Below are 14674 nucleotides of genomic sequence, written 5' to 3' on the forward strand. Positions count from 1 at the left end.
CCCAGATGCTGCAAGCATTAGTCAAGCTTGAATAGCCACTAGATTAAAAACGACCTGTAAGCGTAATACCCAGGTCCACACCGTCAATATCTTCATTTATGATTTTTGAAACAGAAACATTAGCCGAAAAATCATCGGAAATACGCCACCAATACGCGGTTCTTAGGTCGAAATCACCGTTATCAGCATCACGCGTATAGCCTGAGCCAACTGACCATGAGTTAGATACGTACCAGTCAGCACCTAAAATGTAGTAGTTTTCAGAATCCGCATGCAACCAGTTAGCCGACAAATCAATACCGGGCGTTGAGTCTAACGCTAAATATCGACGAATGGCTAAGCCGTAGCGTTCTTCAGCATTGTCAGCTGTGCCATCATCAAAAAAAGCTGACAATGAGGTGTTCTCATTAACATAATAACCTAACTCAATACCGTAGGTGTTGAAGTCAACATTACCAATACCAGTACGTTGGTAATTTAGTCCCACAAACCAATTGGAATCGAAAACATAAGTGCCATCAACACCGACGGTGTTAATGTCAAACACGTCAAAATCTGAATAGATTGCACCGATATTCGACTCTTGGGAAAGAAACCCGTTGAGTGCATAAGGGCTGGAGTTTTGCTCAACAGGACTTGCATAATATCGGTAGCTAACACCGAGAATGCCGTCACTTATTTCATCTGAATTGGTAAGGTAACCAACGGTAGCTTCATGTTGAAAAGCGTTATCCTCAGCGGCCATTGCATTTACGCTTAATAAGGCTATTGCCAATGTGGTAGGGGGAAATAATTTCATATCTGTCCTTGATATATTACGTTATTAGCTGACTAAAGTTGAGCTAACTAAAAAGTATTGAACCGTACGTACTAGTTGACTCTATCTATGGTCAAACAAGGTGTTCGGTAAAGCAATATAAACATAACTAATCGACATTGTGAATATAAAAACCATACAAAAACAACATGTTAAGCAGATGTTACGCTTATAGTATGAGGGCTGTTAATGCTGAAAGGCTGTTATAGCTTGACCTAATGTAAAATATGAAGGCAGTGTTACTCGATAGTTTTCTATGAAAATAAACTAAATGTAAAAAAAACCAACAAACGTTACAGTCAAATAAGACTAATGTTGGTGATATAGGCTTATTCCCCGCATATTTAAAAATCTGAAACCATTTTATTCACGCAACGGGAGCCTTTAATAATGCTTTGTCTCTGAGCGACTTGAACGGCATCACCAATTACTCTAGTGAGCATTCTTTATTTATTACGCATACATTCTACTTGTAGCACTGCTTTTGGTATTCCTGATTGCCACAGCTTGCGAAATAACCGTTATCAACGGCTAAATGGAAATGAGTCACGACCTACTCGCGTTTAGACCAGTAAAAGTAACTCACTTTGATGTAAACGATTAGACTTTATTGCAGGATAATTTTGTTCATATATGGCGTAAAGTGAGCCTCAGCAGTATCTTCCACATGTGCAGACTACAGGTCATTGGAACCACTTTGAGAAGATGTTAACTCGTTTGTGTCCGTGAGACCTGAAGTCGTATGAAGCGCTGTTCAGCGCGAAGAAGAGTAAATCATCTGTATCATCAAATGACCCTATGGCTCTGGATAAAGTAGCGAGCCAGACAATGTGAAAGATATCTAAAATCCGATGAGTAATCATCACCATTAGTATGCGTCACATTACATGGTGCGTCATCAAAGCATCTCACTCATGACTTGTTATCTTCACTTAAATGGTAAAGGTGTCCTTGCTGAATGAGCCCTCCTATATCAGTTAAGGCATCTTTTTGGGATATTCTTTCTACACCTTCAAAGATTATTATAGATGAGTGTGATTTCGCTATATCAATTAGGTTGCGAGCCATAGAAACTTGCCGCTCACTATTTTCAATATCCGTAACGAACAACCTGTCAATTTTAACGAATCGAGGTGATATGGAGTCTAGAAGACTAATGTTATTATTTCCTACACCAAAGTCATCAATCGCAATGTCGTAGCCAAGCAATTGAATTTTAATTATTCTATCAATAACTTGACTTGTATATTCAACGCCAGAATTTTCAGTTAACTCAAAGACTATGTTGTCACTAGCTGTCTGAGAAAGAAGCTTGTAAAGCTGATTAAACCCTTCTCCATCTAAGCATGTCGGGCATAAGTTGACTCCGATCTTAACATTGTAATGATTTTTTTTGGCTATCATGTTGATAATTATAATAGTATGAAAGATTAGTAGGTTGCATCCCCTTAGATTATTAATGACCGACTGTACATTGCCTCCCTTAAACCGACTAAGAGCCTCTAAATATATAAATGATTTGTACCTAGTGTCTACCACTGGTACCAAATCAATAGAAAAATTAATGTATGACTTGATATATATTGTAGTGCTAATCAAGACTTTATGATTTATCATTGCAAATATTAAAATAGTAAAAACAAGCAGTTCAGTGAGTAACCACTCACTATACAACGAAATCATTATTCCGCTTTCAAGAGTATAACTGAACACTTTTGTGGAATTATTTTTGCCAACAGAAAGTGGCGCCATCCCAGGGACTCTTGACTCGACTTTGTCGATAAAAGGGCCAATTATAAGATTTGAATATCTAGTTTTAATAATATTTTTTGGCAATCTAACTTTGACATCCTTCTTATTAAGTTCAATATTTACATAAACAAAGCTATCAAAATTTGTTGACCAGTCACGATATTCATCAGTTCCATGCTTAAGGTCCTGAACAGTATCACGAGAAATTAGACACACGGTTTCTTTATTATCGATACTAATAGAGTCTATGGTAATACTTTCGCTAAGGATGTCGCGCAGTAACTGGTTATTAGAACATTCACTGTAATTTATTGAAGTATTTATTATGCTTTCTTTGATGTTTTTACTGAAGTAACTGGCATTACTTAAAATATTAACACTTTGTAAGCTGTAGATAAATAACAACACGCCTGATGCTACAACAAATGATTTAGTTGCAGATATAAAAATACTTTTGTGAAAAAAACTAAAAAGAACAAGTAGCATCCCAACCAATGGAGGTTGGGATGAACTTATTTTACTAGCCAACTCAGCAGGGGACATGTTTTTAGATTTAACTTTTTTAAGGTTTATATAGTAACCATTATTGTGAATATTTTTAATTATACTTCCATCGTTTTCAATTACAATAAAACTAACGTTGCCAAGTAAATACTTATATTTTTTTCGTATAGAAGCTAGCGTATTTTTAACAAAATTGAAGCGGATTTCATTTTGGCTTGTTACTTGAGAAAACTCCTTATCAATGTTCCTTATTGACACAGGATCGTACGGATTACCAAATTGATGAATAATCCTCAATACATTATACTCTTCACTAGACAGCGAAACAAAGGAAACACCTTTGCCTTCGGTGTTAAATAATTGTATTGAATCTTGATCAATTCCAACTGTAAATTTCACATTGTTGATAGAAGTTATTTCGTAATACATGTTCGTTCTCTTGTTACAATAAAGCTATAAAACAATTTAGGTACTATATTATATTAACACCCAAATTTTTTCCGTTCTAGAGTTAATCATATCGTAACTAGGAATAACCAAAGTTCACAGGTTTTGCGTTTCTAAGTTAACCTACGTCCAAATCTAGGCGTAAGATGGTTGATGCTGCGAGTAAAATGCATAGAATTAGTCAGAACGCCTCACATCCAGGCAGTTGATAACTGGTGTTATTTTAGTCAATAAGGGCAGCTGCTATTGCCATCACAGATTGATTTTGCCCTCTACACCTCTTGATCGTACTTTATATATCTCAAATTCAAATTAATTTTGTGCTATACCAGTTTTTATCGATTCGTGACAGTAGAAGTTCTAGCTCTTGTTTACGGGTAAGGTATTCGGCTTGATTGAAGTGCTTTAAGTCGAGTATTTTAATAGTGTAATCGAAAAACATGATAGGGAAGTGCAAAGTCATCGGCATCTGTGTCGGGAATGGAAATCTGATCAGAAGTAATAGCAATAAAGTGCTGTTTATCTTAAAAAGTCCTAACTTATCCAAGTTAGGACTTTAGTCGTTGGGTGTAGTTAGGTTTAATAGAGACATTAATTGAAATCGCTAACCTTCTGGCTTAATTAAGTAATTAAGTTTTACGATGTAACGGCTGTCTTGGTTATAGGATTATTTATTATAATGTAGCCATCCAAACAGTGTTGGCAGTTAGAGATGCATTCAGTATGGTGGTTTTAAGCATTTAAAGGTTTCACAAACACCGTGTTCAAGTTTATGAATGCATAAGGGAACTAACAGGGGTATGGCTGTATGAAGTTTGTTGTTTGAATGAAAATAATAATTGTTAGTGAGTATGACCTTATAGCGAGCTGTCAAAAAAAAGTATTTCTAGATATCCTCGGAACAGATCGAGTGAATGTTGTAAGGTTAAGTCATAGTCAATTGAGGCATTCTCAATCAACATTGTTACTAGAAAGTGCTGATGTTATTTTTTATGATATGGACTCAACTACAAAGTCTGCAGTGCAACAATTTGAGGCAATGATTTTTTTAATAGAAAATATATGTGCAGGCCAGTCATCTTCATTATTATTGACATCAACAGAACAACAGTTGAAAGGATTGCCTATAATACCTATAACAGATGATTCATTAATATTAAAACCTTTCTCCCTTCTTACGCTAAAGCAATTTATAAAAGAGAAGACTGTGAACATATTAAATAAAAGTAACGCCAGAGATGCTGAGCAAATATAGGTTCAGTAGTTGGTAACCCTAGTTTTGTAGACACTTCATAGAGTTCAGTGGACTGTCCTGAGTCTTATGGGCTAAAAATGCTGAATAACACATTTTAATCACATTAAGAAAGGTAATTCTAATGTTTATCTCCACCCTACAATTTGACTTTGTTTCTAAGTGATAATGGGTCTGTAGTGATTTATTAGAGCGGGGCCGATGGTGCGGCATTAGAAACTGCCAATTCTCGTCTTTGGTTATCCGGATATTTGCTGTGTATAATAGAAGTATTATCGGTAAAATATCTGCTTAACATCCTAGAGTTAAGCCACCGTAAAGTTAACGGAAAGAGAGTTCAGCCTCAATGCTTAAACTGGTATTTATGTGAAGAAGCGGAGCCTTCTCTTGTCGGTATTAAACTTTGACCCATGATTAAGCTAAGTCAGATAAACTTAACATAAAATATTTACTTAGTGGGACCAATGTTATTCTTTAGCGCTATAGTTGTATTAGAGTCCGCTCCCTCTATTCTTAATGAGACATCTCATTTTGCGACAGAACCTTTTTAGTACCAAGGGGCTGTATATAAAATGTCGAACAAGCAATTATTTCAATAGAATACTATAGTTATATTTTTTAGTCCCTGTGTAGAGGAAAGGACAATCAGCAACTTAAAGCGTAACATTATCTGGCTTATATTCATTACCATTGCTAGCTTTGCTATAACACAGTTTTCAGCAACTCGGCTGTCCCTTGCAGTGGTTAATTTTTGGATGGAACGAGATTCAGCACAATACATAGCTAGAAAAAAACTCAACTTCGCGCGTGTAAACCAGCTCCTTTCGGGTTTAGTGTTGTCTAACAACTGCTCTAATGATGTCCGCCAAGCTTTAAGAAAAATTGATTATTCTGAGCCTGAACTCAAGTTTGTAGGTGTGGTGCTTGATAAGCAAACCTTATGTACAAGTAATGGTATTGTTTCTCATAATTCTAAACTAAACCCGACTACATATCCTTTGATACGCTACGTTTCAGAAGTAACAGGTCAGGAAGAAATTGCAATCATGATAAAAGGAACTAGCAACAAGTATATTGTTTTTTTGAATAAAGTAAGACTAAGAGACTATTTCTCTTTTAATTGCCAGTCATGTATGTCCTATCAGCTCAAGCTTATAGACGAAGCACCTCCTCTTCGACAAGATTCAACATGGTTTGTTATTGAGCATGACTATGGCCTGGCCAGAGGTTATATCATTGTTTCTAACGAACTAAAATCGCAGGTTAATAAAGAGTACTTCTGGATTTATTTTTTGATATATTTCGTGATTTTCAGCTTATGTATCACTACTTATAACTTATTTCGCAATAGAAGCCAGAGTGTTGAAGCGCTATTGATTCAAGCCGCTAACAAACAGCAATTCATTCCTTTTTATCAACCTATTGTCAGTCCTGAAGGGGAGCTTAAGGGCGTTGAAGCATTAATGCGATGGAAAGATAACTCAGGAGCAATACTCACTCCCAACATGTTTATTAATTCCGCCGAAAGATTGGGGGTGATTGATAAAATGACATTAGGAATGATTCAAAAAGCCAAAGACGATTTTACTCACCATAGCCAAAGCACTCATCAATTATCTCCCTCGTTTTTTTGTGCTTTTAATCTCACAGCATCACAAATCGAAAGTAATGAATTTATTGATAAACTGTTGTTAATCTTTACTGGATACCAAGGGTTTGTTGCAGCGTTCGAGATAACAGAACGTCAAAAGTTTAATGATGAAGAAGCCGCTAAGCATAACCTAGGACGACTTCAATCATGTGGATATCAAATTAAACTAGACGATGCTGGTACCGGTTATGGTGGGTTTAACTACTTCCTTCACTTTAATATTGATAGCATCAAAATAGACAAAATGTTCATCGATATTATCGGCCAAGCGGATTTAAAAATTAGCGTCCTTAATGCCATCATTGATATGGCAAAATCACTTGAGCTAACCATAATTGCAGAAGGTGTTGAGACTCAAGCTCAGGTCGACTTCTTATCAGAGAAAGGTGTCGATTTACTGCAAGGTTATTATTTTTCTAAACCTGTACCTTATGACCAACTAAATATGGGGGGCAAAGACTAAACCACCCTTGTTAAGTTCTGCAGGACTAGTGATGGGACTCTACTGGCTTAATGTAGCCTTTGTTGCCCATAATCTCTTGGCCTTAAATAGTTACAGCTTTTAATCTTATCAAGCAGCTCTACTGCGAAGCATAATGCTTCCATCAGTATCTTCAAGCAGCTCTACTGCGAAGCATAATGCTTCCATCAGTATCTATCAGGTATACAGGGAGGTATAAGCCTAAGGTCACCAGTCAATTTAATCATAGCTTTAAACACCTGACGATTTACTTGCTCAGTGTGTGGTGACCAAGCACCTTGTTCCAATTTCTCTTGGCAAAACTCTTCTATAACTTGGGTTAGACCGGGGGATTTATGAGGAGTATCGACTATATTAGTAGTAATAGTAGAATCAATGACTTGGACATCAGCATTATCATCGGCAACACTTCTTAATTGAGTCAGCACTTTCCATGACTTACGTGCAGCTTCCAATCTATCTTTGGTAGCTAATGACTTTCTAATTTCGCGCTTACCTAGAATTGAGCGTTGCTCTTCAGGTACGACTATTCGCGCATACCAGATGCCATGACGAGATTGGAACAAATAAGGGGATGAAACAGATTTACTTTTACTCATAGAGTGTACCACCAAGTGTATCACCTGAGGTTATTCTGAGCTAAGCTTTGATTTACAGGGATTAGTGTAATAAAAGAATGGTTTACTGGGAGATTGGAGGTTTCCCCAGAGCCACACCTCGGCACATGAGTCACTTGCTGCGGTTGCTCCCTTCCAGGTCTGGCCGAGTTCACAAGTTATCATTGCGAGGGGACCCTAGGGTCACCATTGATTTCGTTGAGAGCAGATACTCTCAAGAACGGCAGCATTATCTACTATGAATGCATTCCAATCAAGTCATTATCGCATTAGAAGCCTGAGTATTGGTTCAATTGCTGTTTCTATAAACAAAAGCCCTCATTTGAGGGCCTATTTGTGCTTTATCTACCTACATAAATTCAAAACACACTTGCTTACAGGCTAAGAACGGCTTTATTTTGTTCAATTAGCTTGTCACCAATGCCCTTTACATTCGACAATTGATTAATCGAATCAAATTTCCCATGTGTTTTCCGATAATCAACAATCGCTTTAGCTTTTGAATCGCCAATGCCCCGCAATAACGATAACTGCTCAACACTAGCTGAATTGATATTCACAACTTGAATATGATCTTGAGTACTCTGAGTAACACTCTCTGGCTCTACTTTTTCGATTGCCGCCTGAACAGCAGGTAAAAACATTAAGTTTGATAGCAATAAAACGGATAGTAGTTTTTTATACATGATTTATTTCCTTATGTGATCCTTTAGGTTGTAGCCTTCATCCCTTTCCTTAGCTACCTGCAAAATGTAGATCACAGCCACGATATTAGCCAATAGGAGACCAACATCTCACGCTAAAGTTCTACGGCGCGATCTTGATCACAGAATCTGCACGACACTAAACTTTCAATTTAGTCACCGAGCTATTTGATAAGGTTAACTTTGATAGATTATTTCGTAAGCAGCAGACGTTTATAGCCGTTCAACATCAAATATATAATCACTATCGCGAACTACATCACCTAAATAGCAGTACGATTCTGTCATGGAGTTACAGCCGGAGTTATTTTGAAGTTAATCGTTACTCATCTAGAGTGTTGTCATCGACCATAATAATGGACATTAAAATGTCAATAGACTCTACTGAAGTTCCCAACAAGATCAGCGGTAAAATAACCGGACAGCAAAAGAATCTGTTAATACTGGCCGCTGATATTATATTACTGCTGCTAATGTATAATTTTCTTCCATTTGAACAAGGAGTTAATACAGGTCTTGCACTATTGACCTTCGCGGCGATATTGTGGCTGACAGAAGCTATCCATATCAGTATTACAGCCATTATGATCCCGATCCTCGCGGTACTTTTTGGGGTATTTGAAACCAAAGCTGCGATGAGTCATTTTGCCAACCCCATTATTTACCTTTTCTTTGGTGGTTTTGTTTTAGCTGCCGCTTTGAATCATCAAGGAATTGATAAGTTAATAGCCCAGAAGGTATTAACGGCATCAAAAGGACGCTTATCTGTAGCCTGTGTCATGCTATTTGGGATCACTGCGGGGCTATCTATGTGGATTAGTAACACCGCAACCACTGCAATGATGTTACCGCTAGCACTGGGGATTTTGCATCAAATAGATATCAAAAAACACAGAAGTACTTACTTGTTCTTGCTTCTCGGTATTGCCTATTCAGCAAACATTGGTGGTATTGGTACGCTGGTAGGTAGCCCCCCAAACGCGATAGCGGCTGCGCAAGTTGGCTTATCATTTAGTGACTGGCTTGAGTTCGGGCTTATTACGGTGGCGATTATGTTACCGCTGATGTTAGTGGGTCTTTACTTATATTTAAAACCCGACCTATCTATGATTTGTGAGATAAAAACTGAAAAGCAATCACTCACCTTCCAAGGTAAATTGACTTTATTAATTTTCATCACCACAGTCTGCTGCTGGATTTTCAGTAAACCTATTTCACAAGCTCTTGGGGGCATTGGCCAGTTCGATACTGTCGTCGCACTCACTGCCGTTGTCACTCTTGCAGGTCTTGGCTTAGTGAAGTGGAAGAAGATAGAAACAACCACTGATTGGGGGGTATTGATATTGTTTGGCGGTGGTTTGACGCTAAGTGCAGTGCTTAAGGAAACGGGTACCAGTGTTTTCCTAGCCCATTGGGTAACCGATATATTCGGTAATACGCACATGGCATTGTTTACCTTTGCCGTTATCGCCTTTGTTGTCATGCTAACCGAGTTTGCCAGTAATACTGCCAGCGCAGCGCTATTGGTGCCAGTGTTTGCAGCTATCGCTGAAGCACTTGGCCTATCACCGGTAATGCTGTCTGTACTGATTGGTATCGCTGCCTCTTGTGCATTTATGCTTCCTGTTGCGACCCCCCCCAATGCCATCGTGTATGGCTCTGGTTATATTAAACAGTCAGAGATGATGCGAGCAGGCGTTATCATAAACTTTATCAGTATGTTTGCGCTTTATATCATTGCGCACACTTTCTGGAATATCTAACGCTACACATCGTCCCACTATAACGGTGATGTTCAATTGTAAATAAACAAAAAGCGCTGTAAGTGTTTGCTCACAGCGCTTTTATATTGTCCAAAAAATCTAAATTATAAAGCCGCTAAACCTTCGTCTAACGCCGTTATAATATCTTCTACCGCTTCTAAGCCTACTGAGATCCTCAGTAAATTGTCAGTGATGCCGGCTTTGGCTCTCTGCTCTTCGGTATAGGGGGAATGAGTCATTGAGGCTGGATGCTGGATAAGCGACTCTGCATCCCCCAAACTGACTGCAATCGAAAACAGTTCCAATTGATTAATAAAGCCGATGGATGTTTGTAAATCAGCGTCCAGCTCAAACGCTATCACCCCGCCAGCGCGCTTCATTTGACGGCCTATTAATGCATTACCGCGATGGCTCTTCAATCCTGGATAATACACTTTGGAGACTTTAGGATGGTCTTCCAAAAATTGAGCAACAACCTCTGCACTATCACAATGTCGGTTAATTCTAACATCCAGGGTTTTAAGCCCTCTTAAAATAAGCCAAGCATCATGAGGAGAGATCACGCCACCAATGTCTTTGAGTACTTCATACTTAATGACATCCATTTGCGCACTACTGGCACACACAATACCGGCGATAACGTCACCATGACCATTTAAGTATTTGGTGGCACTGTGGATCACAATATCAATACCGTGCTTAATAGGTTGCTGCAGTAACGGGGTCATAAAGGTGTTATCGACAACACTGACTAAATGGTACTGTTTGGCAATACGAGCTATAGCATCCAAATCGAACACCTCAAGATGAGGGTTAACTGGCGTCTCACAAAAAATAACTTTGGTATTCGGTTTAATTGCCGCTTCAATCTCCGCTAGGTTACAAAAATCGACCAGGGTCACTTCGATACCGAACTTTTTCAGCTGCGAATTCATCAGCGCAAACGTACAACCATAGACTGCATTTGAGGCAACAAGGTGATCGCCCATTTGAAGGTTGGCTAATAGTGCAGCGGAGACGGCAGCCATACCCGATGCTGTTGCAGCGGCGCAATCACTGCCTTCAAGCACTGCAATTTTACGCTCTAACTCTGCGGTAGTAGGATTACCTAAGCGCGTATAAATATAACCCGCTTCTTCACCCGCAAACCTCGCACCACCCTGCTCTGCACTATCAAATACAAAAGTCGCACTTTGACACAAAGGTGATACCAGTGCGCCAGATTCATTTGGCTCTCGTCCAGCATGGATAACTTGTGTTGCCAATTGCCAACTATCTCGCATATCTCTTTCCCTATTTCATGCTTGTGACACAGACGCAATAAAATAATAGTTGTTGTTGTTTTCGTCTGTATAGGGCCAACCAATTCAGAAATTCAAATTTGAAACGACATAGTTGGCAACGATGTACTCGCCATGACCAGCCCATTTTATTGGGTCTCAAGATACAAGTCTTAGCGGGGATATGGTTAAGACAATTACCTTGAACTAGTCCAAGGTAATTACAAAATATTTAGAAAAGATTTATAAGATATTGCTTGTAAAATAAATGTTACGTGCTGAGTTTGTAAGGCAAATAGGCATCAACGAATAGATTGTACAAGGTCATTTATTTGCCGGATACGGTTTGCTTTTCCGCTTTACTCGTTTTAGTGAGCACCATTGAAGTGAGCTCTTTTAGATCTAATAACAGCTCTTTATGGATCCCTTTTAGCGTCGGTTTCGATTGTTGATTAAACTCAAGTGGTCGACACAACGCCATGGCTTGATAGCCTAATCGGGCGGTCAGTAACCCACCGCCAAGGCCTTGTCCTAGTCGAGCAGACACCTTACCGGACATCTCAACAGACAATAGCTGAGTCCCTAAATCTGTCACTATCTCACTGGTACCTGCGTAAATAATATTACTGATAATGCCACGGATCAGTTTAACCCGACTCCAATAGCCAAGCTCGATCCCGTAGCACTTAGCTAACTGATTAATCATACTTTGATTACGCCACAGAATAATCGCCATATCAAGCACCGCCAAAGGACTTGCTGCGAGCAGTAAAGCGGACTCCTGCGCAAAACGTCTAACGATTTTCTTTGCCACTATATCTCGCTCGGTTAATACGGTCGCTTCGAATAATGTCAGCTTTTCAGCATCATTATGCTCAACACTCACCTGTTGCAAGTAGCGTTCATTTTGTATATTTTTAGGCAACTGGCTTAGCAACTTGTCAATAAATGGATCAGCCTCCCCCATCTGCATACTGCTGAGCAGTCGCATGCCTATCGCCTGTGTGTCTTCGACATTTTTAAGCATTTTAAGCTTACGCCATTCCAGAAAACTTACTTTTACCGTCCAAGACACCACTAGCGTGACGACCAAAGCGTATAGCGAAAACAACCACGAACTTTGGATAAAAGCATCATATAGACCCAACACGGTTTCAACGACAGCAATCAGTAGCACACCCAATAAACACGCTTTGCCTAACCAAGCACGTTTACCCGATTTTTTCGACGACAAGTCGCTCTTAAGCGTCGCAACATGGTTAAATTTCTCATCCAATTTAGTCTCAAATTGCTGTTCAGAAAGCGCTTCAATTTCGACAAAGTCGTCATCAGCAGAGAATGTCGCAGAAGGCGCGATTATTGCTTCTCTATCGTCTTCAATATGGTCAAAACGTTGTTGTTTCTTTATTGAAATATTATCAGTAGCCATAAGAAATCACTTTAATTTGTCACCGACTAAGTACTGCAATACATGGTCGAGGCGAATATGGTCAAAATCGGCATTGTTGAGTTGTTTATCAACCGCGGCTCTGGGGGCAAAACTGACAAAATCAAACCCTTGATCCTGCCAGAAACCTGCAGAGGGTAACGCCTTAGGCACCTCTCCAGGGAATAAGGTGACCGGCTCATGACTTGCAAGGTCTAAGCCTTTTACCACCTCGATGTCACGGCCATTTTGTTTCACCATGCCATGAGTCGTCGACTTTATTGCACTGATTGCCATCGTCTCGACCTCACAGCCTTCGAACTTAGCCTGCTGCTGACTTTGATGTACCAGTTGGCTTAGCAAAGAGAGAACATGACCTTGTTGATCTCGTGTGACATGGTCAACTTTACTCGCAGCAAAAAGGAGCTTGTCTATTTTTGGCGAAAATAAACGTTTTAATAAACTAGATTGACCAAATTGAAAACTTTCCATCACAGCCTGAAGTGCGGTTTTCATATCTTCAAACTGCTCTTTTCCACGGTTTAATGGGGTAAAGCAGTCGACTAACACCAACTGACGATCGAATTTGGCAAAATAATCATGGTAAAAAGGCTTCACTACACGCGATATATACTCTGAGTATCGCTGCTTTAACGTATGGTAAAAGCTGTTTGAAGCACTTTTATCGAGTATCACGAACTGCTCTTCCGTCACATTGATTAAGGGGAAAAGTGCCAGCACAGGTGTTCCAGCAAGTTCGCCGGGTAACAATAACCGCCCTGGTTGGGCATAGTAAAATCCATGCTGTTCAACACAATCTTGCAGCAATAATTGATAGCAATCGGTAATTTGCTGCAACTTTGCTTCATCTGCCGTTGCCGCAAGGTCAATACTATTAATCGCTTGAGTAAACCCAGTGTAATAACTTGAATGCTTGAATACTGAAGTACGTGCTACCTGCGATACAGACCACTGCTGGAAGCTTTGCTTAAGCATTGGCAGGTCAAGTAGCCACTCGCCGGGGTAGTCAACAATGTCGAGATAAAGCGTGGCACTATCAGTAAATTTTGACAATAAGCCCTTCGCTGGACGATAGCGTATCGCAAGTCTTAATTCACTGATATTACGCGTTGATGTTGGCCATGATGACGGCTCTGTGAGAATGGCATTAACTGCCCCTTCATAATTAAAACTCGGAATAGTCAAATTAGGTTGCAGATCTCGCTTCACGCCGTAAAGGCGACTCTCTCTCGCCACTTGCCATAGCGGCAACAGTGTATTGCCCTCAATGACGCCAGAATGCAGCAGTTGATTAACCAGACCTGTGATAAAAGCCGTTTTACCTGCGCCAGCAAGGCCAGTAACAGCAAGACGTAGATGCTTGTCTGTAGTACGAAGCGCTACGGCTTGGGTCTTTTTACCGAACTGTTTAAGAGAACGTTTGATACTTGCCATAGGCAGAAATTGAACCTGTTGAAGGGAGTTCTAGGGCAGTATACGTGTATATGCTGCCCTGGTTCGAACTATAGGTTATTGATTTGATCTTTAAGATCGTAGTTGTCAGATGTTACGTGTCGCTCTAAATTCTGTAATCTAATCTCTAGCGTTCTAAACTGAGTATTTACATCACTTAATGCCATCTTAGCGGGCTCACCGGATTGCCAAACCTTCTTCTTAACTTCAATGTCTTTGTGGTTAAGCTTATTTTTGTCAGTGCCCGGTTTGATGTCTAATATCATCCAAAGTAATACATAGATAATAAACACAATCCCTGTGCCGCCAAGTAAAAATATTGAGGCGGCAACCACTCTGACTAGCCATACTTCAAAATTAAAGTAATCTGCAATCCCTGCACATACACCAGCAATTTTACCTGTTTGAGGAATTCGATATAAAGTTCTGCTTTTGCCTTCACTCATTTCTACTTCCCCCTTTACTTTATGATTAAATTGAAATTATTTGCCTCGCTGGAAAAGTCTG

General features: G+C 39.5%; 11 protein-coding genes, 1 other RNA gene and 1 pseudogene. 4 read left to right on the forward strand and 9 right to left on the reverse strand.

Going from position 1 to position 14674, the window contains the following annotated elements; translation table 11 throughout:
* Positions 1 to 43: 43 nt before the first annotated feature.
* Both CXF86_RS17500 and CXF86_RS17505 read right to left on the reverse strand, forming a co-directional pair.
* Positions 44 to 799 carry a putative porin gene (locus CXF86_RS17500; RefSeq protein ID WP_102039642.1) on the reverse strand — a complete coding sequence of 252 codons (756 nt, stop codon included), beginning with the start codon at positions 797 to 799 and terminating at the stop codon, positions 44 to 46.
* A gap of 930 nt (positions 800 to 1729) precedes the next feature.
* Positions 1730 to 3502: an EAL domain-containing protein gene (locus CXF86_RS17505; RefSeq protein WP_102039643.1), complete on the reverse strand. Its 1773-nt coding sequence runs from the start codon at positions 3500 to 3502 to the stop codon at positions 1730 to 1732.
* Positions 3503 to 4346: 844 nt separating this feature from the next.
* On the opposite strand from CXF86_RS17505, the gene CXF86_RS17510 reads away from it, so the two are divergent.
* From CXF86_RS17510 to CXF86_RS17515, 3 genes and pseudogenes are all read left to right on the forward strand, one after another.
* Positions 4347 to 4775: a hypothetical protein gene (locus CXF86_RS17510; RefSeq protein ID WP_102039644.1), complete on the forward strand. Its 429-nt coding sequence runs from the start codon at positions 4347 to 4349 to the stop codon at positions 4773 to 4775.
* A 188-nt stretch (positions 4776 to 4963) separates the two neighbouring features.
* Positions 4964 to 5104: pseudogene (locus CXF86_RS23215) on the forward strand (IS6 family transposase); the annotation flags it as partial.
* A gap of 423 nt (positions 5105 to 5527) precedes the next feature.
* Complete coding sequence (locus tag CXF86_RS17515) at positions 5528 to 6886, forward strand: EAL domain-containing protein (RefSeq protein ID WP_102039645.1); 1359 nt, start codon at positions 5528 to 5530, stop codon at positions 6884 to 6886.
* Between the two features lie 185 nt (positions 6887 to 7071).
* On the opposite strand, the gene CXF86_RS17520 is transcribed toward CXF86_RS17515, so the two are convergent.
* The 3 genes from CXF86_RS17520 to CXF86_RS17530 form a co-directional block, all read right to left on the reverse strand.
* Positions 7072 to 7503 carry a DUF6538 domain-containing protein gene (locus tag CXF86_RS17520; protein WP_102039646.1) on the reverse strand — a complete coding sequence of 144 codons (432 nt, stop codon included), beginning with the start codon at positions 7501 to 7503 and terminating at the stop codon, positions 7072 to 7074.
* Between the two features lie 102 nt (positions 7504 to 7605).
* Positions 7606 to 7702: signal recognition particle sRNA small type (gene ffs, locus CXF86_RS17525), an RNA gene on the reverse strand.
* Positions 7703 to 7895: 193 nt separating this feature from the next.
* Positions 7896 to 8207 carry a ComEA family DNA-binding protein gene (locus CXF86_RS17530; protein WP_101093577.1) on the reverse strand — a complete coding sequence of 104 codons (312 nt, stop codon included), beginning with the start codon at positions 8205 to 8207 and terminating at the stop codon, positions 7896 to 7898.
* Between the two features lie 386 nt (positions 8208 to 8593).
* On the opposite strand from CXF86_RS17530, the gene CXF86_RS17535 reads away from it, so the two are divergent.
* Entirely contained in the window at positions 8594 to 9988 is a 1395-nt protein-coding gene (locus CXF86_RS17535; protein WP_101093578.1) for an SLC13 family permease, read from the forward strand.
* A 104-nt stretch (positions 9989 to 10092) separates the two neighbouring features.
* Here the strand turns inward: CXF86_RS17535 and CXF86_RS17540 are convergent, their stop codons facing one another.
* The 4 genes from CXF86_RS17540 to pspC form a co-directional block, all read right to left on the reverse strand.
* Positions 10093 to 11271, reverse strand: coding sequence for a trans-sulfuration enzyme family protein (locus tag CXF86_RS17540; protein WP_101093579.1), 1179 nt, complete (start codon positions 11269 to 11271; stop codon positions 10093 to 10095).
* Between the two features lie 325 nt (positions 11272 to 11596).
* Complete coding sequence (locus CXF86_RS17545) at positions 11597 to 12697, reverse strand: TIGR01620 family protein (protein ID WP_102039647.1); 1101 nt, start codon at positions 12695 to 12697, stop codon at positions 11597 to 11599.
* Positions 12698 to 12703: 6 nt separating this feature from the next.
* Positions 12704 to 14149 (reverse strand): YcjX family GTP-binding protein, encoded by a 1446-nt coding sequence (locus CXF86_RS17550; protein WP_101093581.1) that lies wholly within the window; start codon positions 14147 to 14149, stop codon positions 12704 to 12706.
* A gap of 68 nt (positions 14150 to 14217) precedes the next feature.
* A complete protein-coding gene (gene pspC, locus CXF86_RS17555; protein ID WP_101093582.1) occupies positions 14218 to 14613 on the reverse strand; it encodes an envelope stress response membrane protein PspC in 396 nt (131 codons plus the stop codon).
* Positions 14614 to 14674: the final 61 nt, after the last annotated feature.

The sequence above is a fragment of the Shewanella sp. GutCb genome (assembly GCF_002836135.1).
In the GTDB taxonomy this organism is placed as follows: Bacteria; Pseudomonadota; Gammaproteobacteria; order Enterobacterales; family Shewanellaceae; genus Shewanella.

Excerpts from the sequence above, each read along its gene's own strand:
- CXF86_RS17500 (WP_102039642.1), bottom strand. The coding sequence starts at position 799 with ATGAAATTATTTCCCCCTACCACATTGGCAATAGCCTTATTAAGCGTA.
- CXF86_RS17505 (WP_102039643.1), bottom strand. The coding sequence starts at position 3,502 with ATGTATTACGAAATAACTTCTATCAACAATGTGAAATTTACAGTTGGA.
- CXF86_RS17510 (WP_102039644.1), top strand. The coding sequence starts at position 4,347 with ATGAAAATAATAATTGTTAGTGAGTATGACCTTATAGCGAGCTGTCAA.
- CXF86_RS17515 (WP_102039645.1), top strand. The coding sequence starts at position 5,528 with ATGGAACGAGATTCAGCACAATACATAGCTAGAAAAAAACTCAACTTC.
- CXF86_RS17520 (WP_102039646.1), bottom strand. The coding sequence starts at position 7,503 with ATGAGTAAAAGTAAATCTGTTTCATCCCCTTATTTGTTCCAATCTCGT.
- CXF86_RS17530 (WP_101093577.1), bottom strand. The coding sequence starts at position 8,207 with ATGTATAAAAAACTACTATCCGTTTTATTGCTATCAAACTTAATGTTT.
- CXF86_RS17535 (WP_101093578.1), top strand. The coding sequence starts at position 8,594 with ATGTCAATAGACTCTACTGAAGTTCCCAACAAGATCAGCGGTAAAATA.
- CXF86_RS17540 (WP_101093579.1), bottom strand. The coding sequence starts at position 11,271 with ATGCGAGATAGTTGGCAATTGGCAACACAAGTTATCCATGCTGGACGA.
- CXF86_RS17545 (WP_102039647.1), bottom strand. The coding sequence starts at position 12,697 with ATGGCTACTGATAATATTTCAATAAAGAAACAACAACGTTTTGACCAT.
- CXF86_RS17550 (WP_101093581.1), bottom strand. The coding sequence starts at position 14,149 with ATGGCAAGTATCAAACGTTCTCTTAAACAGTTCGGTAAAAAGACCCAA.
- pspC (WP_101093582.1), bottom strand. The coding sequence starts at position 14,613 with ATGAGTGAAGGCAAAAGCAGAACTTTATATCGAATTCCTCAAACAGGT.